Source organism: Candidatus Zixiibacteriota bacterium (genome assembly GCA_020853795.1).
In the GTDB taxonomy this organism is placed as follows: Bacteria; Zixibacteria; MSB-5A5; order CAIYYT01; family CAIYYT01; genus JADJGC01.
In genome coordinates, this window is record JADYYF010000044.1 from 42,495 (window position 1) to 63,721 (window position 21,227).

At 58.1% G+C, this 21,227-nt stretch carries 15 protein-coding genes and 1 tRNA gene; 12 read left to right on the plus strand and 4 right to left on the minus strand.

Going from position 1 to position 21,227, the window contains the following annotated elements:
- Positions 1-2 precede the first annotated feature (2 nt).
- Positions 3-839, minus strand: a complete 837-nt coding sequence (amrB, locus tag IT585_03025; protein ID MCC6962201.1) for an AmmeMemoRadiSam system protein B — start codon at positions 837-839, stop codon at positions 3-5.
- A 212-nt stretch (positions 840-1,051) separates the two neighbouring features.
- Here amrB and IT585_03030 point away from each other — a divergent pair.
- The 5 genes from IT585_03030 (at position 1,052) to IT585_03050 (ending at position 7,399) form a co-directional block, all read left to right on the plus strand.
- Positions 1,052-1,125, plus strand: a tRNA-Met gene (locus tag IT585_03030).
- An 863-nt stretch (positions 1,126-1,988) separates the two neighbouring features.
- A complete protein-coding gene (locus IT585_03035) occupies positions 1,989-3,338 on the plus strand; it encodes an SPASM domain-containing protein (protein MCC6962202.1) in 1,350 nt (449 codons plus the stop codon).
- A complete protein-coding gene (locus IT585_03040; protein ID MCC6962203.1) occupies positions 3,335-4,447 on the plus strand; it encodes a radical SAM protein in 1,113 nt (370 codons plus the stop codon). Before IT585_03035 ends, IT585_03040 begins: the two co-directional genes overlap by 4 nt.
- Before the next feature lie 44 nt (positions 4,448-4,491).
- Positions 4,492-6,252 carry an ABC transporter ATP-binding protein gene (locus tag IT585_03045; GenBank protein ID MCC6962204.1) on the plus strand — a complete coding sequence of 587 codons (1,761 nt, stop codon included), beginning with the start codon at positions 4,492-4,494 and terminating at the stop codon, positions 6,250-6,252.
- Between the two features lie 169 nt (positions 6,253-6,421).
- Complete coding sequence (locus IT585_03050) at positions 6,422-7,399, plus strand: cysteine synthase family protein (protein ID MCC6962205.1); 978 nt, start codon at positions 6,422-6,424, stop codon at positions 7,397-7,399.
- A gap of 45 nt (positions 7,400-7,444) precedes the next feature.
- Here the strand turns inward: IT585_03050 and IT585_03055 are convergent, their stop codons facing one another.
- Entirely contained in the window at positions 7,445-12,067 is a 4,623-nt protein-coding gene (locus IT585_03055) for a tandem-95 repeat protein (protein ID MCC6962206.1), read from the minus strand.
- A gap of 205 nt (positions 12,068-12,272) precedes the next feature.
- Between IT585_03055 and IT585_03060 the strand changes: the two genes are divergently transcribed.
- On the plus strand, positions 12,273-13,664 hold the full coding sequence (locus tag IT585_03060; GenBank protein MCC6962207.1) for an acetyl-CoA hydrolase/transferase family protein: 1,392 nt from the start codon (positions 12,273-12,275) through the stop codon (positions 13,662-13,664).
- Here the strand turns inward: IT585_03060 and IT585_03065 are convergent.
- On the minus strand, positions 13,648-15,033 hold the full coding sequence (locus IT585_03065; GenBank protein MCC6962208.1) for a translocase: 1,386 nt from the start codon (positions 15,031-15,033) through the stop codon (positions 13,648-13,650). The two genes, IT585_03060 and IT585_03065, sit on opposite strands and share 17 nt — an antisense overlap.
- A 78-nt stretch (positions 15,034-15,111) precedes the next feature.
- Positions 15,112-16,131 (minus strand): glycosyltransferase family 2 protein, encoded by a 1,020-nt coding sequence (locus IT585_03070; GenBank protein ID MCC6962209.1) that lies wholly within the window; start codon positions 16,129-16,131, stop codon positions 15,112-15,114.
- Positions 16,132-16,252: 121 nt separating this feature from the next.
- On the opposite strand from IT585_03070, the gene IT585_03075 reads away from it, so the two are divergent.
- The 6 genes from IT585_03075 to IT585_03100 all read left to right on the plus strand — a co-directional run bounded on the left by IT585_03075 (position 16,253) and on the right by IT585_03100 (position 21,183).
- The gene (locus IT585_03075; protein ID MCC6962210.1) at positions 16,253-17,680 is read left to right on the plus strand and encodes an aldehyde dehydrogenase family protein; all 1,428 of its coding nucleotides are present in this window, start codon (positions 16,253-16,255) and stop codon (positions 17,678-17,680) included.
- A gap of 105 nt (positions 17,681-17,785) precedes the next feature.
- Positions 17,786-18,547 (plus strand): sigma-70 family RNA polymerase sigma factor, encoded by a 762-nt coding sequence (locus tag IT585_03080; GenBank protein MCC6962211.1) that lies wholly within the window; start codon positions 17,786-17,788, stop codon positions 18,545-18,547.
- The gene (locus IT585_03085; GenBank protein MCC6962212.1) at positions 18,544-19,593 is read left to right on the plus strand and encodes a serine/threonine protein kinase; all 1,050 of its coding nucleotides are present in this window, start codon (positions 18,544-18,546) and stop codon (positions 19,591-19,593) included. Before IT585_03080 ends, IT585_03085 begins: the two co-directional genes overlap by 4 nt.
- A 68-nt stretch (positions 19,594-19,661) precedes the next feature.
- Positions 19,662-20,021 carry a hypothetical protein gene (locus IT585_03090; protein MCC6962213.1) on the plus strand — a complete coding sequence of 120 codons (360 nt, stop codon included), beginning with the start codon at positions 19,662-19,664 and terminating at the stop codon, positions 20,019-20,021.
- Positions 20,022-20,073: 52 nt separating this feature from the next.
- Positions 20,074-20,430, plus strand: coding sequence for a VOC family protein (locus tag IT585_03095; protein ID MCC6962214.1), 357 nt, complete (start codon positions 20,074-20,076; stop codon positions 20,428-20,430).
- Between the two features lie 204 nt (positions 20,431-20,634).
- Positions 20,635-21,183 carry a hypothetical protein gene (locus IT585_03100; protein MCC6962215.1) on the plus strand — a complete coding sequence of 183 codons (549 nt, stop codon included), beginning with the start codon at positions 20,635-20,637 and terminating at the stop codon, positions 21,181-21,183.
- Positions 21,184-21,227: the final 44 nt, after the last annotated feature.

A 21,227-nucleotide genomic window follows, 5' to 3' on the forward strand; every position in this document is an offset into this window, starting at 1 on the left:
CTTCAATTTCCCATTACAACGTAGGACAAACACGCTCCAGTCGGTACTTCCTCTTCCCCTTGCAGCGACATTGGCACGATGCGCTTCCAGCCGCGACGACGGCCGGCGTAGGTTAGCGCCAGCCAGGCGGCGGAGCCGGGGAAGGCGAAGTGCGCGAGCCGGTCTCGCAGTACGGCAAAATCAAGACCGGCAAAGGCTGCCTCGACCCTCTGCCATCGCGCTTGCTGTTCGCCGTCGGCCAGGTCGATATCAATCTGCGTGCACGATACAATCAGGCCGTTTCCCAATGACGGGTGGGCCAACACCTCGCCGATGCCCGTGGCGAGCTCGGCATCATCGATCCCGGCTACAATCGGAATCAACCGAAAATCGCCGATCAGTTTCTGCAGCCACGGCAACATCGATTCGATGACAAATTCCGCTTGCCGGCCGCCCGTGTGCCCGCGCGCCGACATAACGACGCGAGGATGCAATTCGGAAAGGGACTTGGCCAACTCCAAGTCCAGGAACACTCGACCCAGCGGCGTCTCGTAAGCGCTGCCATGAAAAATCGACGCATGGTCAAACATGACCTCCTGCGCACTGGCGACGATCACGACCGTCGGATAGCGATGGCGATTGAGTGCACGCAGGGCGCCGATCCCCGGTCCCGCGACCAGCCGAGCCGGCGCAAATGGCGTCACAATCGCCCGCACCTCGCCCTTCGCCGACTGCGGTCGCCCGGAGGCCGCAATCCGTTGCTCCACTAATTCACTCAACTCCAGCGGGTCGGCGGGATAAAGCTTGCCGGCATAGGCCATCCGCCGGACTTCATTCGGTTTCTGCTCGTGGACTTCCATGGGTGCCCCAGAATACTCATCCGGGCGCGACGAAGCAAGTTGAGAGTTGCCGCTGCTGCACCGAAGCGACTGCTCAAGACTCCCCGGATTCAGCTTGTACCAGACAAAAGCTATCTTCTGAGCCGGACTGCAATGTCAGCGCCGCACCATCTTGTTGTCGTTCGGTGAATTTCCTTGACAAGCGTGCCGGCGTGTGGTATAGAGGAACCGATCGCGGGGTGGAGCAGTCCGGTAGCTCGTTGGGCTCATAACCCAAAGGTCGGTGGTTCAAATCCACCCCCCGCTATTTTATCAAACTCGTCTCCCCTGGGTATCCCATCCAAGTTCAGCTTAGACGGTTTCCTTGGCTCTTCACTTGAGCCTGAGGACTCGAACTCCCGCCGCCTAAGTAATCGGGCATCTCCCGACTCGCCTTCGCGAACGACAGCGCCAGACCTGAGCCGCGCTTCTGAGGTGAGTCAGTGTCAACTCAGAATTAGCAAACTATGACAATAATTCTTTGAGTTCGACTTCAGAAAATACTTGACTCAAAAGAGCGTGTTATGTAGACTAATGTATCGAAAAGTCCAGATTTGGAGCCGGTTGACAACGGCTTCTGAGTGAATCTGTTTCTCTGGATCACAGGGACGTCCTCGAACTCCGACCTGCAGTCAATAATCTACTAGTGGAGCGGGAGGTGTCCATAACTGACGTTGGCGTATCATGCATTATGATACGATGGGCCTGGTCCCATAGGTCACTACTAACCCACTACAGGAGGATTTGCAATGATCTATTTGATCGATCCGCAGAATCCAGGCATCGAAGTCTGCATCTTCAAGTTCCTCTGTCCGAAGGATAGGGTCGTTCCGTGCTACGGAATCGATCCCGTCGAGATTTGAGGTGACGGATCCGCAGAGAGGGGCATCGCCCCTCTCTGCCTTTGGTTGAGTTCCGGCAGATTCCTCCTCCCAGGAACAGCACAATTTCACTGACGCATTTCTTGCGAGCGAGGTGGTGCCACCAAGTTGAAATGGACACAGACGACCCGAGTTCTCCTGACTTTGATCTTGCCGGATCCGTGCGAAGCTTTGAGGCGGTGGAGACAGTCGGGAATAAGCAAGATTCGATAGTGCGTTAGGTGCGTTTGCTGGTAGCGAGCATGACACGATGAGCAGAGTATCACGCTACAATCATTTTCAACAATGGCAAGGCGGTTATCGGATCGCCTTCAATGCCTTCACCGGTGCCCTCGCCCTGATGACCGAGGACAACTTTCAAACATATCAGAAACTGGCGGCCAAGCTCTCCAACGGTAATTCTGCGCCAATCCTGACCGATGCGGAACGGGAGCTGCTTCAACAACTCGAGCATGGCCGCTTCGTTCATCCTGACGACTGTGACGAGTTGCAAGCACTCAAGTTCACCCACGGCAGCGCCCGCTTTGATCGCACCGCACTGGCCTTGATCGTTGCTCCCACTTTAGCCTGCAACATGGCCTGTCCCTACTGCTTCGAGAACAACAAGCGCGGCAAGATGACGCCGGAGATCGCCGATCAGATCGTCGGATTCGTCAGCCGCCAAGCCAAGACCCTGACTCAGCTTGATCTCACCTGGTACGGCGGCGAACCGCTGCTGGCCCTCGATGTCATCGAAATCCTGTCGCGCCGCCTTATCGGAATGGCAAATGATGAGTCCTTCACTTATCGAGCCTCGATCATCACCAATGGCTATCTCCTGGATCGCGACAGCGTCGACACGTTGGTCGACCTGAAAGTCGGCGTGTGCCAGGTGACGCTGGACGGCCCCGCGCGGTTGCACAATATTCGGCGCCCGCTCAAGAACGGAAGAGACAGCTTCCAGACGATCGTTGACAATCTCAAGTACGCTGCCGGCAGGTTGGTCGTCTCCGTGCGAGTGAACATCGACAAGAGCTTCAGTTCCGCCGACGTTGCCGAGTTGCTGACGGAACTAAAGGCCGCAGGCCTGCAGCAGCGCGTATCGGTCAACTTCGGAATGGTTGAGCCGTCGTCCGCCACTTGCGCCGCCGTCGCCGAAGCCTGCTATGAAATTGCCGATTTCTCGCAGGTGGAAATCGGATTTTATCGGCAATTGCTCGACAACGGCTATGGCGTTGAGAAGCTGCCCAGCCCCTGTGCGGTCTTCTGCATGGCGCAATTGGTCAACGCCTTTTTGGTCGATCCGGACGGGAATCTCTATCGCTGCTGGAACTACGTCGGCGATCCGGCGAAGACCATGGGGCATATCCGCGACAAGATTGACTATCAGAATGCGAATTTCGTCAAGCTCTTCGCTATTGATCCGTTTGTTGATCCGCTCTGTCGTGACTGCGACATTCTGCCGGTTTGCCTGGGGGGCTGCCCATCCAATCGCGCCGACCGCGGCCTGACCGGCGAGCAGGCCTGCCAGAGCTGGAAACACAATCTTTCTCCGATGCTGGAAATTATTGCGCGCTCGCGAAGCCAGCGGGCGGCATCTACACCCAAGGAGCAATCATGACCGACTTCAAGTTCTATCCACGTTCCGTAGTCTGGGAGACTACTTTTGCCTGCAACATGCGGTGTCTGCACTGCGGCACCGCTGCCGGCAAGAAACGGCCCGACGAACTGACCACCGCCGAAGCCCTGAACATGATCGACGAGCTGGCAGCGCTGGGAGCCGAAGACATCACGCTCTCCGGCGGCGAACCGCTCCTTCGGGATGACTGGCTGATCCTGGCCAAGCGAATCCGCGAGCGCGGCATGAAAGCCCTGATGATATCGAACGGCCTGGCCTTCTCCGATCAGGTGGTGCAGGATATCATGAGTGTGCCGTTGAACAAGGTCGGAGTGAGCTTTGACGGTACCGAGACGACGCACAACTACATCCGCCAGCGCGACGACAGTTTCAGCGGCGCGTTGAACGCCATGCGCCTGATGCGTAAGCACGGTTTCCGCCAGTTCTGCGCCGTGAGCCAGATCTCGAATATCAATATTGACGAGATGGATGCCATCCGCCGCATCCTGATCGATGTCGGCTGTCCTCAATGGCGAGTCCAGCTCTGCACCTCGACCGGCCGCATGCGGGACAACCGTGACTTGATCCTCTCGCTCGACAATTATCCGCGCCTGATTGACAAGCTGATTAAACTGCAGGAACATGATGACGAAATCGTCATTGATGTCGGTGAGAACATTGGCTACTACGGTCAGGCCGGCAATCAACTGCGCCAGGGCAACCCGTACTGGGGCTGCTATGCGGGCACCCGGATTCTCGGTATCGAATCCAACGGCGCCATCAAGGGATGTCTGTCGATGCCGGAGGAATTTGTCGAGGGCAACCTCCGCGAGAAGTCGCTGGCCGAAATCTGGAATAACCCGGACGGCTTTGCTTACAACCGCCAGTTTACGCGCGACACGGCGAGCGGCGAGTGCCATGACTGCCGGTACCTGCCGCTGTGCCGCGGCGGTTGTGCGACAACCTCGGTCTCGGCCACCGGCTGCCGCGCCGACAATCCCTACTGCATTTACCGAATGGAGCAGCAGCAAGGATTCGCAACGCCGCCGGACAGCGAGTATGTGGCCGCATTGCTGGCCAAATTCCCGCCGGTGGCGAAGGAAAGCCGGTAGTTTCGAGGCGCCGGAACTTGAGCCCCCGGCGCCGGCGATCGCTCATGTCATTCAGCACCACCAAGGCACGACGGCTGTGGCCGTTTCTCAAGCCGTATTGGCGCCACGAACTGGTCACCCTGATCGTCATGCTGGCGATTACGGCGCTGATCCTCGCCGTGCCGTTGACGGTGCGGTATCTCGTCGACGTCCTCATACCCGAATTGATTCGATCCGGTGCCGCCGGCGCTATCGACCTCTCGCCGGTCGTCTGGTTCGGACTCGCCTTGGTCGCCATCTACCTGTTTCAGGTTGTCCTGACCGGGGTGCGCGACTACTTCGTTGGTTTCATCGGGGCCCGCATCATTGCCGACATGCGCTCCCACCTGTTTGCGCATCTCGAACGGCTGTCACTGAGATTCTTCCAGACACACAAGGTCGGTGAGGTGATGTCGCGATTCCTCGCCGATGTCTCGCGCATTCAGGATCTCCTCTCGTCCACGCTGCTTGTGATTCTGAACAACTTCCTGCTCTTGTTCGGCGTGCTCGCCTATCTGCTCTATGACAACTGGCAACTGACTCTGATTGCAATCATTCCCGTGCCGGTGACGATTCTCGTGACCGGCGTCCTGAGCAAACACATTCACTCGACGGCGCGCGGACTTCAGGCGACTGTAGCGACGCTGTCGGCCGCCATCCAGGAACTCCTGGTCGGACTCAAGATCGTCAAAGCCTTTGGCCGGGAGGATGCCGAGAACAAGAAAGTCGATGGGATCATGTCCGGCCTGACCGGATTCTACGTCAAGTTCAGCGTGCTCCGCTCGGTCGCCGGCAACGGCATTCAGTTTGTCAATGCGCTCGGTCCGATCATCGTTCTCTGCGCCGGTGCCTACCTGGTCGCCGTCGGCACGATGCAGCTCGGACAGCTCTTCGCCTTCTACATGTATCTGTCGCTGCTGTATAGCCCGGTCCAGAGTCTGGCCGGTTCGCGCATCGAGGTCGCCGCCGCCATGGCCTCCGTCGAGCGCATCTTTGAGTATCTCGACCTGCCCCCCGCAGTCGAGGAGGATCCCGCGCCGGTCCGGATTGGCAAGATCCGCGGCGATATCAAGTTCACCGAAGTGAATTTCTCCTACGGCGACTCCAATTTTCGCATCGACAACCTGAATCTCCACATCCCCGCCGGCGAAACCCTGGCGTTGGTGGGACCGTCCGGCTCCGGCAAGACGACAATTATCAACTTGATCATGCGTTTCTACGACCCTGATTCCGGCATCATTGCCGTCGATGGCGTGGACCTGCGCCGGCTCTCCCTACAGACTCTGCGCGACAATATTGCGCTCGTGGATCAGGATCCGCTCCTGTTTAACCTGACGATCGGGGAGAATATCGCCTATTCCGATCCTGCCGCGACCAGCGAGCAAATCCAACGGGCGGCGCGGATCGCCAACATTCACGATTTCATCTCCGGTCTGCCGCACGGTTACGACAGCATGGTCGGCGAGCGCGGGGTAACCTTGTCCGGCGGCGAGAAACAGCGGATTTGTCTGGCGCGCGCCTTGTTGAAGGATCCGCCGATCCTGATCCTCGACGAGGCGACCAGCGCCCTGGATTCAATCTCGGAGCAACTGATTCAGGATGCGCTCGACAAGGTGCTGGTGGGGAAGACTGCCATCATCATTGCGCACCGCCTGGCGACTGTGCAGCGTGCCGACTGGATCATCGCCCTCGACGGCGGCCGCATCGTCGCCCAAGGAACGCACTCCGAGCTCCTGGGCTCGTCGGCACTCTATCAGGAGTTGTCGCACAAGCAATTGCGGGCGTAGTCCTTCGCAGTTCCGCACGATTCCCGCAGAATTGACTTCGTATTTCAACAAATTCAATCGCGCATTACCCGCTGAATCCACTTATTTTCTATTCCGCAATTGTGTCGACAACGATCGCGAATTGCACGTCGCAGTTTTGAGTGATTTAGTCTTTTAGCAAGGAGAACCATTGGACGTCAGGCGCTTTGACAGCACGTTGCATGCAATCGGCAACACGCCGCTGGTCAAGCTAACCCGCATCACGGCAGACCTGCAGTGCGCGGTCTATGCCAAGTTGGAGTTTCTAAACCCGTCCGGCAGTATCAAAGACCGCGTCGCCCGGCACATGATTCTCAAGGCCGAACGGGACGGCCGCATTAAGCCCGGTGACACGATCATCGAAAATTCTTCCGGCAACATGGCCATGAGTCTCGCCTTGATCGCCATCCAGCGCGGTTACAAACTGAAAGTCGTGGTGCGCGATACGATCAGCCCGGAGAAACTCAGTCAATTGCTGGCGCTTGGTGTTGATGTGATTAAGGCCGACACCTCGTTACCGCCGGAGTCGCCCGATTCCTACAACAATATCACGCCGCGACTCGCGCGCCAGCTCACCAACGGCTATTTCCCCGACCAGCACAACAATCGCGAAAACAATGAGGCACATTACCTCACAACCGGTCCGGAGATTTGGGAACAGATGGAAGGCCGGATTGACTATCTGGTGGCCGGGATGGGGACCGGCGGCACGATCGGCGGCGTCGGGCGCTATCTGAAGGAGAAAGACCCGAAGATTCAGATTGTCGCGGTCGATGTGGTTGGCTCAATCTACACCGAGTACTTTCGCACCAGGAAGCTGATCAAGCCGTCACCTTATCTGATGGAAGGACTCGGCGATGAGTTCATCGTGGGTTGCGCCGATTTCACGGTTATCGACGACATGGTGCAGGTCGCTGATGCTGACGCGTTTCATACCGCGCGTCGACTGGCCCGACAGGAGGGCATTCTGGCCGGCGGATCCAGCGGTGCCGCGATCTGGGCCGTGCTGAAGATTGCCGGAGCGCTCGCCGCATCGGCCCGGATGGTGACTATCTTTCCGGACGGCGCTTCCCGATATCTGAGTACGATCTACAATGACGACTGGCTGCGAGCCAAGGGGATGATGTAGGCGTCCTCCGTTTTTTGTCGATATTCCCGCTCGCCCGCACAAGTGCTAACGCAGCAGCACCATCGTCCGTCCGACCCGCGTCGATGAAGTCCTTAAGACGTAGTAGTAGACACCTGATGCTACCGGCAGCTGCCGATCGTCACGACCGTTCCACGTCAGTTGAGTCTGACCTGCCGGACGCGTCCCCTCCGATAACAGCCGGACTTGCTGACCGCGGATATTGTACACCGTCAACGAAATCCAGTCCGCTTTTGGCAAGTTGAATTCGATAACCGTGGTCGGATTGAATGGGTTGGGACGATTTTGGGACAGTTCGACTGCATCAGGAAGAACCGCAGCTGGCGCGCCCGCCATCGCATCGAGAATTCCGATCAGTTCAGTGCGCCCGCGGCTTTCCGGGCAATCAATCAGCGCCCGGCGGATCTTGCTCCAATCGAATTCACCCGCGTGCCCGGCAAGAGCGCCGTCGTCGCCGTCCTCACCGGCGCGCCCCATGCCGGCAATCGTCTTCAGCCAGTTGTCTGCGACTCCGCAGATGTCTTCGGCTTCCACGGCGCCGTTACCGTCGGCGTCGGCGTAGATCGCGGCGTAGGGCGACCAAGCATTTTCGCCCAGCACAACGCGCGCCAGGTGGCGCGACCAAAGCCAATCACCGTCGCCTCGTGGCGGACCCTGGATGTCGAAGTACCGTCCAATCGGCAAGACATCGCGTTCATCAACGATGCCATTATGGTCAGTATCACCCGGCCAAACTGCCGCTCCAGTGACAAACGTTCGCACCGAGTCGCGACTGCGCAATGGGATGCCGTCGGAAGTCGTCAGGCCCGGACTGATGTGGATGATCACCGAGTCAAGTTCGAGAAATTCGTCTCCCGCAGCCGGGGCGACGATCAGCGTAACTCGATCATTCGCCGTCACGACGTCTGTGGTACAGCCGGCGCCTTTGCGACTCTCGACCACAACCGCCTCAAGTAGGGTCGCGGTGCTGATCAGGCCGTTAAATGGCAGGCTGATCACTTCATTGATCTGAACGCTCCCCAGGATCGGCGGTACTGTCAATGCCAGCGACTTGCCCGCCACTAGGGTCACACGCGCATTGCCGCCATTTGAGAGCAAGTCAATGTGGGCCCAATGGTATCCCGAGGCCAACTGTGAACTATCGACCGCAACTGCAACCTTGATGCTCCCGCCGACCGCGATGGTCCCATTTCCGGGGCTGAGTGCGAGCCACGGAACATCGGCGCTTCCGGACCATTCGAGTTGCGCTTCGCCGTGATTCTCGATAGACAGCTCCGCTGCAACAGCGTCGATCACGAACCGGACGGTATCGGGCTGGACGGCGATAATCGCTCCGGGCCGGACCCCGATCGAGAGTGAGTTTGTATCCGCCAGAAATCCGTCACTGGCAATCAGGCTGACGGCATAGGTGCCGACTTGGTCAAGTTCCGGCGTGAAGGCAATCTCGCCGCTTCCGCTGCCGCGGTCTGTAAAGGTTGCGTGCGGCGGGACTCCCAGCGCGCTCAGGGTCAGGGGGTCGGAGTCGGGATCACTCGCCTCCACCGCGTGAATCAGTGTCTGACCGACGTGCATCACCGTATCCCGAACCGTGACCCATGCCGGCCGGCGATTGACATTGGTCACCGTAATTGTCACGCCGGCACTGACAGAGAATACGCCGTCGGTTGCCGCAAACGTGACCACATGCACACCGCTTTGCGCATATGACGGCGTCCAATTGAACTGCCCGCTGCCGTCGCCGTGGTCGCTGAACGTAGCGCCTGGCGGCAGCCCCGAGGCGCTTAACGTTGGAATCGTGCCGTCCGGGTCGGTTGCCGTGACTTCAATCTCGATCGGCTGCTGCTCGGCAATTTCGCGGTCTGCGATCGGCGCAATCACCGGCGGACGATTCGTGCCGGTCACAACAATCGCAACGTCGGCGGTGTCGCTCAATGTGCCGTCGCTGGCCAAGAACCGCACCGCGTATTGTCCCGCCTGGCCAAAATCTGGCGCAAAGGTAAAGCGACCTCGTCCTCCACCAAGATCAGTAAACGTGGCGTTCTGCATCAGGTTCACAGCGGTGAGCCTCGGCGCTGTGCCGTCCGGATCGCTGGCGCTGATCTCCAGCACGAGCGTCTCACCCTCGGCAACCGTATCATCCGCAATCGTCGCAAAGACCGGTGGACGGTTGACGTTGGTCACTGTTATCTGCACCGACATCGTATCGGCAAGTTCACCATCGTTGGCAAAGAAGGTCACGGTGTAGGTGCCTGCCTGTTCGTAAGAGGGGGTGAAGGTCAGACTGCCGCTGCCGTCGCCGTGATCAGCGAATGTCCCGTTCACCGGCAGCGCTCCGGTACTCAGATCGGGGATATCCTCATCCGGATCGTCAGCCGCCACCGCGAGAATCAGCGTTTGACTCTCCAGGATCGTCGTATCTGCCCGCTCGACGAACACCGGCGGCCGGTTGAGCGTGCAACCGACTGGATAGACACCCATCCCGCCACAGGTCGTATGTGCCGCCGCACACGGCGAAGTCGCCGCAATCGTGAAGTTACTGCCGGCAGCATTGCAGAAGAGTGGATCGGCGGCAATGTTCCCACGCAAACCGAGTTGTCGCGACAAGACCCCCACCCAGTTGCCGCCGGCATTGCCGTATATGTCGGTGCACGTGATCGTCATGCCGATGATGCCGTCGGCATCATCGATGCCCGGGCCGGTCGTGGAATTGGCGATGATGCAGTTCGCCATCATGATCGGACCGACATAGTTCCCCTCAACGTTCGGGTCAATGCCGGTCTTGTTGTTCACAAATGTCGAGTGATTGATGCTCAATGTTCCGACCTGCGCCAGATAGAGCCCGCCGCCGGTCGATGCCGTGTTGCCGGAGAAGAAGCACGAATCGATGCTGACGGTGTTCTCCTCCGACCAATAGATCGCGATCGCCCCGCCGTTCGTCTGCGCGCGGTTACCGACGAGATCGCATTTGGTCACGGTCAGATTGTTGCCATAACTCTCGATCCCGTTCCCGGTGCCGTTGCTGATGGCACAGCCGGTAACCGTCAAGACTGACTGCAGCGCGCGAATGGCACCGCTTTCTCCGAGAGCATTGGTTACTGACGACCCGAACTGGCAGCCGCTGATTGTTGCGGTAGTGCCGCTCCACATGCGGAGTCCGTACCCGGAATTGCCAGTGATGCGGCCGCCGGTGATGGTGATATTCGCGCTCGTCTCCAGCTGCACGCCGGCACTGTCGTTGTTCTGAATGACACAGTTCTCGATCCGGGCCTGCGAGCCGCTGCGGCAATAGATCCCCCGGCCGGTGCTGCCCTCGATTATGCAATTGCGGATCGTTGGCGAAGCCGTCCAGCAGAAGACAGCGGCACCATTGCCGCCGCTGGCGTTGCGGATCGTGAATCCCTGCAGCACGACTCCGCCAGGGGCGTAGTAATCATAATTGAAGCCGGGATAAAGCCCCTGACAATCGATGATCGTTGTTGCCGGACCCGCCGATGAGACAATACTCACCGGGCGTTCACCGAAGCTGCCGATGTTGCAGTTGGAGGCACCGGTATAGGTCCCGGGCGCCACGCGCACGGTTCCCGGCGAGCGCAAACCGAACGCGGTATACGCGGCACTGATCGTCGCAAACTCCGAGGGCACATCGTGAGTCCCGGTGATGTCGAAGCGGTTTGCCGCAGAGAACGCAGAACCGATCCCCGTGTAGTTCGCCTGCACCCGCCAGTAATAATGCGTATTGAGGTAGCCGCCGGAATTTGGCAACGGCGTGGTGAGCGTGTAGGAACCCTCTGTGATTCCGGTATAGGTACGGGGTGTGGGAAAGCTCGCACTCGTGTCCACTTGGAGCGTGTAGTTGGCGCCGTCGTCCGACCAGGTGAAGGTGGGTAAGTTGTTCTCAATCGTGGCCAGATTGGCCGGCGAAATCAGCGTCGGCGTTACCACCGTGAATTTGATGCGGCGCACCAAGTCGACGTATATCGCGCCCTTGCCGCTGTAGGAGCCGATCAGTACGGAGACGGCGGCAAGATCCGAAAACGCGCCCGCTGTCGGTTCCTGAAGCGAAATCGTCGTCCAGGCGTTGGTGGGCAACGCACTCGTCCAGCCGACATAACTGAACACGGTATCGCCCGGCTTCATGTAGCCGATCATCGCGTATGCCGTTGCGGAAAAGGACTTGTAGATGCGCGCTTCAATTCGACTGGCGCCATCCCAGGTGGCTGGGACCGGGGACTGGATCGACTTGATCTGCCAGCTATAGTGGCAGCTGTCCGTATAGTAACCGTCAAAGGCACAGGTCATTTGCGCCGATCCGGTTCCGCCAAAGCTGCTCCAAGCCAAGGCGAATGGCGATCCGACTGCTTTCATTCGCGTGCGCTCGACGCAGCGAACATCGGGGTAGTACTCCTGCACGGTATCGGCGGTGTGGAAAAAAGTCCAGCCGTCGAGACTGCTGGTGAAGTTGTAGGCAAGGGTATCGTACCCTTGTGGCTCAAGCAGTTGCTCCCGTGCGAATACTGGTCCTTCTGGCTCCGTTTCAGTCGGTCGTCCAGCCAATGAAGATGGTGTCGAACCCTGAGCGAGCGAAGATAGCAGAAGACTCATCAGGCCGAGGAGAGCTGCCCGGACGGAATAAGGGACAAGCGAACTCATCAAAAACCTCAAGAGAATAGTTGTTGTGGAGAGATGTCGTGTCCGTGGATGACCTGATCCATTTTAAGGTAAATCATTGCCATAAAATAGCAAGCGAGATTAATGTCGCGCCCAAACGTTTGTTGGAGCCTTCATGTTCGGCCATCTAATGTCGATAAACCAATAAACGATTGAATTAGGGAAGGTTTTCTGATATCTTGTTGGCATGATTAAGGTTTCCTGTGCCGCCGACGTCGTCAACCCCTTGCTCATTCAGCCCGGAAGCGTCATCTACGCCTCTGGAAACGCTGCTACCCCTCAGTCGCTGATCGAGCACTTGGGTATCGAAACCGGGATCAAAGATGTCGATCTTTATGCCGTCCTGCTCTTGGGCGATCGCATTCGCTCGGCGTTTACGGAGGAAGCCTGCGGTCGGATTACGTATCGCATCATCTTCAACAGCTACATCACCCGCGAGGCCGTGAATCGCGGCTGGGCGTTCTATCACCCGCTCCACCTGTCCGAGATTCCGCGCTACATCAAGAGCGCCATTCATCCCAGTGTCGCTTTCATCAGCGTCTCTGGTCCCGATCGCGGCGGGAACTACAGTCTCGGCACGACTGTGGAGGGAGTCCTGGAGGCCGTCAATTTCTGCAACCACAATGGTGGCATCGTCATCGCCGAACGCAATGAGCATATGCCGTTCGTGCTGGGCACGACAATCCCGGAATCGTCAATCGACTACTTGCTCGATGTCGAGTACCCGCTGCCGTCATCCCCGATCCCGGAGCCGGATGCCGTTGCAACGCGCATCGGCGAAATCATCGCCGGGCTGTATATCATTGACGGCAGCAGCGATGGGCCCGGATCAACCCTGCAATACGGCATCGGCGAAGTTCCGGAAGCGGTCACCGAGGCGATCCTCAAAAAGGGCGTCAAGGATCTATCAATCCATACCGAATTGTTCGCCGATGCGATGGCCAAGCTGATCAAAAAGGGCGTCGTTACGAATCGCTGGAAAAAGCACCTGAATTTCTCGGTCGCGGCGATCTTCCTGTCCGAGACGCAGGCCGGCTACGATTGGCTCAGCTACAACAGCGCTGTGCAGAGCCGTCCCTCCAACTACACCAACTCTGTTTTCAAGATTGCCGAACAGCCAAATATGGTTTCGATCAATTCCGCCATCGGTGTTGACCTGCACGGAAATATCTGGGCTGATTCCCTTGAGGCACGTAGAATTTACTCCGGCGTCGGTGGACAGAGCGACTTTATCCGCGGCGCGCAATACTCGGACGGAGGGGTGGCGATTATTGCGCTCAAATCGCAAACCAGCAACGGCATCTCCAAGATCGTCGACCGCTGCCCGGCAGGGATCACCACCACGGCGACGCCGGTTGACAAAGTCATCATCGTGACCGAATATGGCGCCCTCGACCCGCGTACTTTGAGTCTTGGCGAGCGAGCCGTCGGCATTGCCCATCTCGCAAAGCCGAGTGAGCGCGAGAAGCTGCTGAAGATCATCAAAGACAGCCCCGAGTTTCACAAACCGAATACGATGGGAGATCGGCGTCCGCCCGGCTTTACGCCCTACGAAGACGCCGTCAAGCTTTTGCGTTAGCGCTATCGGCCGCCGCCATCAGACGCCGATTCTCTTTCCCGATTGCCACCGCCAGGAACAGCCACAGCACTACCAGCACCACGTTCACAATGGCGAATTGTTGCGTTTTAAGGGCAAGCCAGGTGCCCCCGGCGTACACAACCCCGGCTGAGAGCATATCGCCGATGCGCACGAAGAATGAGTCGATAGCTACCTTGGCCTTGTATTTCTCCTCGCGGGTTGTCGGAAGAAACAGCATCTGACGGGCCGTGTTGTTAATCGAGTAGTCGCCGGCGTTTTCTCCAATCTTAGTGAGTCGAATCGAGGCTAGGATAGGCACAATCGCTACCGAGAGGTAGCCGCCCAATGCGACTAGTGGCAAGATCATTATTGCCGTGCGAATACCGAACCATTTTATCACACGTGAAACGAGGAACAACTGGACCAGCAGCGCGATCGTGTTCACCCAAAAGAAGAAATTTGCTTTGAATTTGGCAATGAACACCTCTTCGACTTTGAGCATCGCAGGTTCCGTCCCTCCAGTCGCAGCGGCGACCTCTTGAGCATGGGCTGTTACAATTCTGTCCAAGATGTACTCCCCGGAACTATTGACCCAGTTCAGCAGTAGGATCAACAGAGCAATCATCAAGAGGTAACGGCTGCCGAAGACAACGCGAAATGCTCCCGATTGGCCGATTTCCGATTCGCGCGTCGTCTGAGATTCATGTCCAAGTGAACGGGAGACAACTGCCCTCCTGCGTGAGTCGACTGCCTTCAATAGCAACAGACTGAGTGTCAGCAGAGCTGCGGCTAGAAGCAGACTCTCGTACTTGCCCAGAATCCCAGCCAGGTAGTCGGGTATTTTGGCACCAACAACGGCTCCTAATGATCCGCCGAAGGCAATTATCGCAAAGAGGCGCTTGCCCTCCTCTGGAGTATGGATGTCATTGGCGAAGGACCAAAACTGCGCAATGATCGTCAGATTGAACACTCCGATGAAGACAAAATAAGCAACTCTGACATAGGGCATGTCGGCCTTTCCCAACAGATAGAACACTGCGAACCCAACCACGAAGAATAGCGTCACGAAGTCTAGGAGTTGGCGACGCTTGAATCGAGCCACGAGCTTCGCATACGCACCGATACAGAAGATCAGAGTAAAAGCTTGAAGCGCTGACAAATAGGCTTTCAATTCCGCGCCGCCGCCGGCAAGTATCAACTGCTCGCGCGCCACTTTGGCGATATAGTAGGATGTTAGTATCAGGAAAATGCTCAGAGTCAGCAGCAGCGTATTCCCCGCTTCGCCCGAGCGCACTTCGGCGAAGAGGTTGAGAAACCTCTCGAGAGCGCTCCGGTTATTCTTGTCAACTGTCTGCATCTTGTCACTCAAAGATATTCCTCACCTTCAATGAGACCGGGAATATACCCTTTCTCGCTCGCGATGAAATGGAATTCAACGGTGTCAGCCTTATTTATCGGCGCGGGGAGACAGCAGGCCGCGCCAGGAGGACAGACCGTACGTCCAGTGCAGCAGAATAAACCAGATCGGCATCGCCGCCCACTGCCAGGGGAATCCCTGCTGAACGGCAATCCCAAGCGCGACTGCTAGTGCCGCCAGCAAGTGAGCTGCCGCGACACCGACGAACACCCACAGCGCGGGTGGATAGAAGATGCCGCACAGCAGTGCCGCCAGTTGAACTCCAACAAATGCCATCGGCGCGAAGTGCCGAGGTGACAATCCGCCATAACCGAGGCGCGTCATCATGACATTCCAGAATCCATTGCGTGCCGCCTGTCGCAGCAATCCGCCCAAGGTGTTGCGGCATAGATAAGTCGGCCGAATATCAACATCGAGGTAAGAGCGAAAGCCCTGCCGGTTCATTCGATCGTGCAAGTCGTTGTCCTGATTTCGTGGTAGCTGCTCAGCAAATCCACCGACGTCCAGAATCGCTTGCTTGCGATAGAGTGCCATCGTCACCGTCGGCACCCAGCCTGACTTGGCGCCAACCCGATGCGGGGCGTTGCCGACGCCAAAGCGGTTCGACAGCACCGCGGCATTGATTCTGCCGATCGATGTCGTTCCGACAGTCCTGACTACGCCTCCGACCGCCGCTGCACCGGTCGCTTGCATAGTCGCGACACACTTCTTCAGATGATCCGATTCAAGCTTAACGTGGCCGGAAATCCAGAGACAGAGATCAAAGCGCGCGGCGGCAACGGCAATGTTCATTCCCGCCGCGGTTGAGGCACGCGGGTTGTCGAGCAGTTGAATGCGACTATCACGCTTCTGCCATTCCGCAATCTTCTCCCTGGTCCCGTCCTCCGACCCACCGTCGACGAGAATAATCTCCGTCAGATCGCGCGGATAGTCCAGCCCGACCACCGCGGCCAAACATTCGTCAATGTGTTCACCTTCGTTCCTGACGGCCAGCAAAATGGAGATGGCGGGCAATGGCGACAGGGAGTTCTCAGCGTCGGAGTTCGTCATCAGAATGCCCAATAATAGGGGGACACGCGGACACGGTCAAGCGAAACACCGGTCAAATCAACCGTTGATATCTTTGGCGGCATGCCATAGACTTACGCCGGACGCGGGATTGGGAGGATTTATGCTCGCAACTTCATATCCGTATTATCTCGGCGGTCGCCCGCTTGCGGCCAATACCAACCTGGCCGTTATTGACAAGTTCTCCGGCGAGCCGGTCACTCGGGTCGCGCTGGCCGATGGCCCCGTTATTGACGAGGCGATTGCACTTGCCGTTGCCGCCGAGGAGCCGATGCGCAAATTGCCGGCGTTCCAGCGCCAGGCCATTCTTAATCACTGCGTCCGTCGGTTTGAAGAGCGCGCGGAAGAACTGGCGCTGGCACTTTGTCTTGAAGCCGGCAAGCCGATCCGCGACGCGCGTGGGGAAGTCACGCGCCTGATCGATACCTTCCGGATCGCTGCCGAAGAGTCGGTGCGCATTCTCGGCGAAGTCCTGCCGCTCGACATTGCTCCCCGGGCGCGTGGTTATCTCGGCATGTGGAAGCGGGTGCCGGTCGGCGCCTGTGCGTTGATCTCGCCCTTCAATTTTCCGCTGAACCTCGTCGCCCACAAGATCGCGCCGGCTATCGCTGCCGGTTGCCCGTTTGTACTCAAACCGGCCAGCTATACGCCGGTCGGCGCGCTGCTGATCGGCGAGATTCTGTCTGAAACCGACCTGCCTGCGGGAGCGTTTTCGATCCTTCCCGCCCGGCGCGAATCGGCTGATCTGCTCGTAACCGACGAGCGCCTCAAACTCCTCTCGTTTACCGGATCGCCGGCCGCCGGCTGGGACATGAAAGCCCGCTGTGGCCACAAGAAAGTCGTCCTCGAACTGGGCGGCAACGCCGCCTGTGTAGTCGACGCCGACGCTGATCTCGACGATGCCGCGCAGCGCATCGTCTTCGGCGCGTTCTATCAATCGGGACAAAGCTGTATCAGTGTACAGCGAATTATAGTCCACGAGACAGTCTATGCGACGTTTAAGACAAAACTGGCAGCCGCCACCAAGACCCTGAAGATGGGTGATCCTCGGGATGAGAGCACCTTCATCGGGCCGCTGATCTCCGAAGACGATGCCCGCCGTCTCGAAAATTGGATTCAGTCCGCTGTGGCTGCGGGAGGTAGGCTTCTCTGCGGCGGCCGGCGCGACGGCGTGATGCTCGAACCGACCCTGCTGGAGGATGTGCCGCCCGGTCAAACGATCTGCACCCATGAAGCCTTCGGCCCGGTGGCCATCTTATCAACGTTCCGCGATTTTGGTGAGGCTCTGAGCGAAGTCAATAACAGCAAGTATGGCCTGCAGGCGGGAATCTTCACGCGTGATATCCAGAAAGCGCACCAAGCCTGGGACACTCTCCAGGTTGGCGGCGTCGTCATCGGCGATGTGCCCTCCTGGCGAGTCGACCACATGCCGTATGGCGGAGTCAAGGAGAGCGGCTTCGGCCGCGAGGGTATCCGCTGGGCGATCGAGGACATGACCGAAATCCGGCTGATGGTCCTGCGCCAGAAGTGATTTATCCGCAACGCTGCTCTCCAATTCTCCCGGATCGAATCGTATTCCTTCTAATCCTAATCTTGCGAGGATGCCGCGGGCGTTATCGAAAAGGCGTGATCCATTATGAGTCTTGATTGCAACGGAAAGTTGTCGGACCGGAGCGGTGGGTTCCCGCGCACGCGCCATTCCGCGATCGTGGCGCTCAAATCGGAGGTCAGCGATGAACGCCGCATTGCCATGGGACGCATCATCGATCTCTACTGGCTGCCGGTCTACAAGTACCTTCGCCTGCGCTGGCATAAGCAACGCCCCGAAGCCGAGGATCTCACTCAAGGGTTCTTCCTCAGCGCGCTCGAGCAGGAGTTCCTCGCCGATTTCGATGCCGGCAAGGCGCGTTTTCGAACCTTCCTGCGCGTCTGCCTCGACCGCTATGTCGGCAAAGAAAATGCAGCCGCCTCCCGCCAGAAACGCGGTGGCGACCTCCAGCGCTTGTCGCTGGATTTTGATTTTGCCGAAGGCGAGATCACCGAGTTGCCGCAAGCTCACGCGCCGGCTCCCGATCAACTATTCGAGCGCGAGTGGATACGCAGCCTGTTTGTGCATTGCGTCGAGCTGTTGCGGCATCAGTGTGAAGCCGCCGGCAAACTGAAGCAGTTTGCCGTCTTTGAGCGCTATGACCTTGAAGCGCTCGACAGCGAAACACGCATCACCTACCGCGAGTTGGCCGAGGCGTTTCAAGTCTCCGAGGAAACCGTGACGAACTACCTGTCTGCCATGCGCCGTGATTTCCGCCGGCTCGTTCTCGCCGAAATCCGCGATCTGACGGCAACCGACGAGGAATATCGTGAGGAAGTCCGCGCGATGCTGGGGGTCGACACCCCATGAGACACCTTTCCGATTCCGGCCTACGGCGGCTGCAGAGCGTTCTCGGCGAGCCGGATCTAAGCGGCACCAAGTACGAATTGCAGGAACGAATCGGCGCCGGCGGGATGGCTACCGTTTATCGTGGCTGCGACAAAGAACTCAACCGCGTGGTGGCGATCAAAGTTGTTTCGCTGCTCGATGCAAGCGGCGAACTGTCCCGCCGCATGCTGCATGAGGCGCGTATCGTGGCGCAACTCGAACATCCAGGGGTCGTGCCAATCCACGATGTCGGTCAGTTGCCTGACGGCCGCGCCTTTTACGCGATGAAGTATGTGGAAGGGAAGACTCTGGAATCCTCTGCGATCGCGAAGTTGAGTTTTGCCGATCGCCTGCGAATCTTCCTCAAAGTGTGTGAATCTCTCGCCTTCGCCCACTCGCGCGGCATCATTCATCGCGACCTCAAACCCGGAAATATCATGATCGGCGCCTTCGGCGAGGTGCTGGTTATGGACTGGGGGATTGCTTGGGCGGCTGATACGGCACAGGCCGAACCGCCGGCGACACCTAATGACCCAATTGCGTCCTCGCGCCCGAACGGAACCGCGCTCGGTACCGTCATTGGTACGCCGGCTTTCATGTCGCCGGAACAAGCACGCGGCGAGGTCCACCGCATCGACGCGCGCTCCGACATCTACTCCCTCGGTGCCGTCCTCTATTTCCTTCTGACCGGCCGCGCTCCCTTTGGCGGCCCGGACGGAATCGTGATTCGCGAACAGGTTGTTGGCGGCAGTTTCAAGCCGCCCCGCCAACTGAACCGTTCGATATCGCGCGCTCTGGAGGCAGTCTGCCTCAAGGCAATGGCACGGAATCCGGAAATGCGGTATGCGACCGTAATTCAACTGGCTGCGGATATCGCTGCCTTCCTGGATGGCAGGGAAGTCTCCGCTTACCGCGAGAACCTCTTTGAGCGCTTCTGGCGCTGGGCGAACCGGAACAAGGTGATTGTGCTGATCGTCATCGGCTATATGGTGATCAGGTCGATCATTTATTTCTTCCTCGGGTCGTAAAGGAATCGGCCCGCCCGGGCAATAGAAGATTAGAAGCTGTCTGATAACACGAAACCAAGGAGTTGCAGATGTCCAAACCAATTCTCGGGCTGATCCTGGGCGCAGTGCTGGGCGCCATTGACGGCCTGACCGCCCTATTTTCTGCGCCAGAAACGACACCGGCCATTGCCGGTATTGTCATCGGTTCGACCCTCAAAGGAATGATTGCCGGGATCATCATCGGCTTTGTTGCGCGCAAGTTCCGGAGCCTGAAGGTCGGAATCGTTGTCGGAATTCTCGTCGGCTTCGTGCTCGCATTCATCATTGCAGCGATGCCCTCCGAGACCGGCAAGCACTACTGGCTCGAGATCCTGATCCCCGGCACTCTCGTCGGCCTGGTTCTCGGCCTGATCACCCAGCTCTACGGCCGGGTGCCCGCGACCAAGTAGATAAGTTAACCTTCGCTTCTTACTGTCACAAGAAACCAAAGAGAGGAACTAGATGTCTCGACCAATTGTCCACTTTGAGATCAACGTCAAAGACCGCGCCAAATCGGCCGAGTTCTACTCACAGCTTTTCGGCTGGAAAGCCAGCTCTGCACCCGGTTTCGACTATTCCCTCGTTGAGCCGGCTCACGAAAACACGATCGGCGGGGGGATTGGGCCGTATCAGCCGGGACAGGGCCCGTCGATTACATTTTATGTTGGCGTAGACGACCTTCAGGCCAGCCTCAACAAAGCGGAAAGACTTGGCGGCAAGACGGTAATGCCGCCGACGCCCATCCCCGGTATTGGCAGTTGCGCGATGTTCGCCGATCTCGACGGAAATGTCGTAGGGCTGTTCAAGGGCAATTCCTGAGCTATTCGCGGCATTCGAACAGGTTCTGACCCCTGGATGCAAGCCGTTGTTCCATGAAACGACTGGCTTCGCGCCGGCTCCCCTCTTTGCGGCTGTACTTTCCCTTGGCATCGCTGTTCAAAAGTCGCCAGCTTTGCACGTTGTTTGCTATATTCCTCCAATCCGCTTAATCTTGCGCCGACGAGTGAAATGGAGGACAATAACATGCGTTTACGTACCGGGCAGATCAGATGTATGTTAATGGCCGCAGCACTCGTCACCACTCTGCTGGCGGTCTCAAGCGGCTGGGTCGATGCGGCCGAGCGAATCCGCATCGGCAAGCGCTATCAGGGCGGCGTGGAGTTTACCGCCAAGCCGAATATCGTGATTGCGCAATGGCGAATGACCATCGATAGCATCACGACGGAACACTCGCTGATGTACAAAGGCATGCGCAGCGAAACCACCGCCATGCTGGAGACTCGCGTAGTCGAGCGTAACAACGTCCGGCAAACCGAGAAGCAGGTGCATCAGGATTCGGTATTGATCAAGTTTGATTGTGAAGGCGACGTGCTGCAAAAGATCGAACCGCTCACTTTTGCCATGCGCCTCGCCGACGGCAGCCTCAAGTATACCGTCCTGGCTGATTGGGACACCGTTTATATCGATCCGGACACCGCGTTCCTTCGCTGCCGCTTCGGTCACGAGTGGCTGCGGCGGGACCGTGATACGTGTCCGATTTGCGGTGCGCGTCTCGAACGGGGTAAATCATAATCCCCGTTCGACTTCTTTATTGACTGTCTCCCGTTCCCCCAATA

Bases quoted from the DNA above. Each gene is read 5' to 3' on its own strand.
- amrB (MCC6962201.1), bottom strand. From the start codon at position 839: ATGGAAGTCCACGAGCAGAAACCGAATGAAGTCCGGCGGATGGCCTAT.
- IT585_03035 (MCC6962202.1), top strand. From the start codon at position 1,989: ATGAGCAGAGTATCACGCTACAATCATTTTCAACAATGGCAAGGCGGT.
- IT585_03040 (MCC6962203.1), top strand. From the start codon at position 3,335: ATGACCGACTTCAAGTTCTATCCACGTTCCGTAGTCTGGGAGACTACT.
- IT585_03045 (MCC6962204.1), top strand. From the start codon at position 4,492: ATGTCATTCAGCACCACCAAGGCACGACGGCTGTGGCCGTTTCTCAAG.
- IT585_03055 (MCC6962206.1), bottom strand. From the start codon at position 12,067: ATGAGTTCGCTTGTCCCTTATTCCGTCCGGGCAGCTCTCCTCGGCCTG.
- IT585_03060 (MCC6962207.1), top strand. From the start codon at position 12,273: ATGATTAAGGTTTCCTGTGCCGCCGACGTCGTCAACCCCTTGCTCATT.
- IT585_03070 (MCC6962209.1), bottom strand. From the start codon at position 16,131: ATGACGAACTCCGACGCTGAGAACTCCCTGTCGCCATTGCCCGCCATC.
- IT585_03075 (MCC6962210.1), top strand. From the start codon at position 16,253: ATGCTCGCAACTTCATATCCGTATTATCTCGGCGGTCGCCCGCTTGCG.
- IT585_03080 (MCC6962211.1), top strand. From the start codon at position 17,786: ATGAGTCTTGATTGCAACGGAAAGTTGTCGGACCGGAGCGGTGGGTTC.
- IT585_03085 (MCC6962212.1), top strand. From the start codon at position 18,544: ATGAGACACCTTTCCGATTCCGGCCTACGGCGGCTGCAGAGCGTTCTC.
- IT585_03090 (MCC6962213.1), top strand. From the start codon at position 19,662: ATGTCCAAACCAATTCTCGGGCTGATCCTGGGCGCAGTGCTGGGCGCC.
- IT585_03095 (MCC6962214.1), top strand. From the start codon at position 20,074: ATGTCTCGACCAATTGTCCACTTTGAGATCAACGTCAAAGACCGCGCC.
- IT585_03100 (MCC6962215.1), top strand. From the start codon at position 20,635: ATGCGTTTACGTACCGGGCAGATCAGATGTATGTTAATGGCCGCAGCA.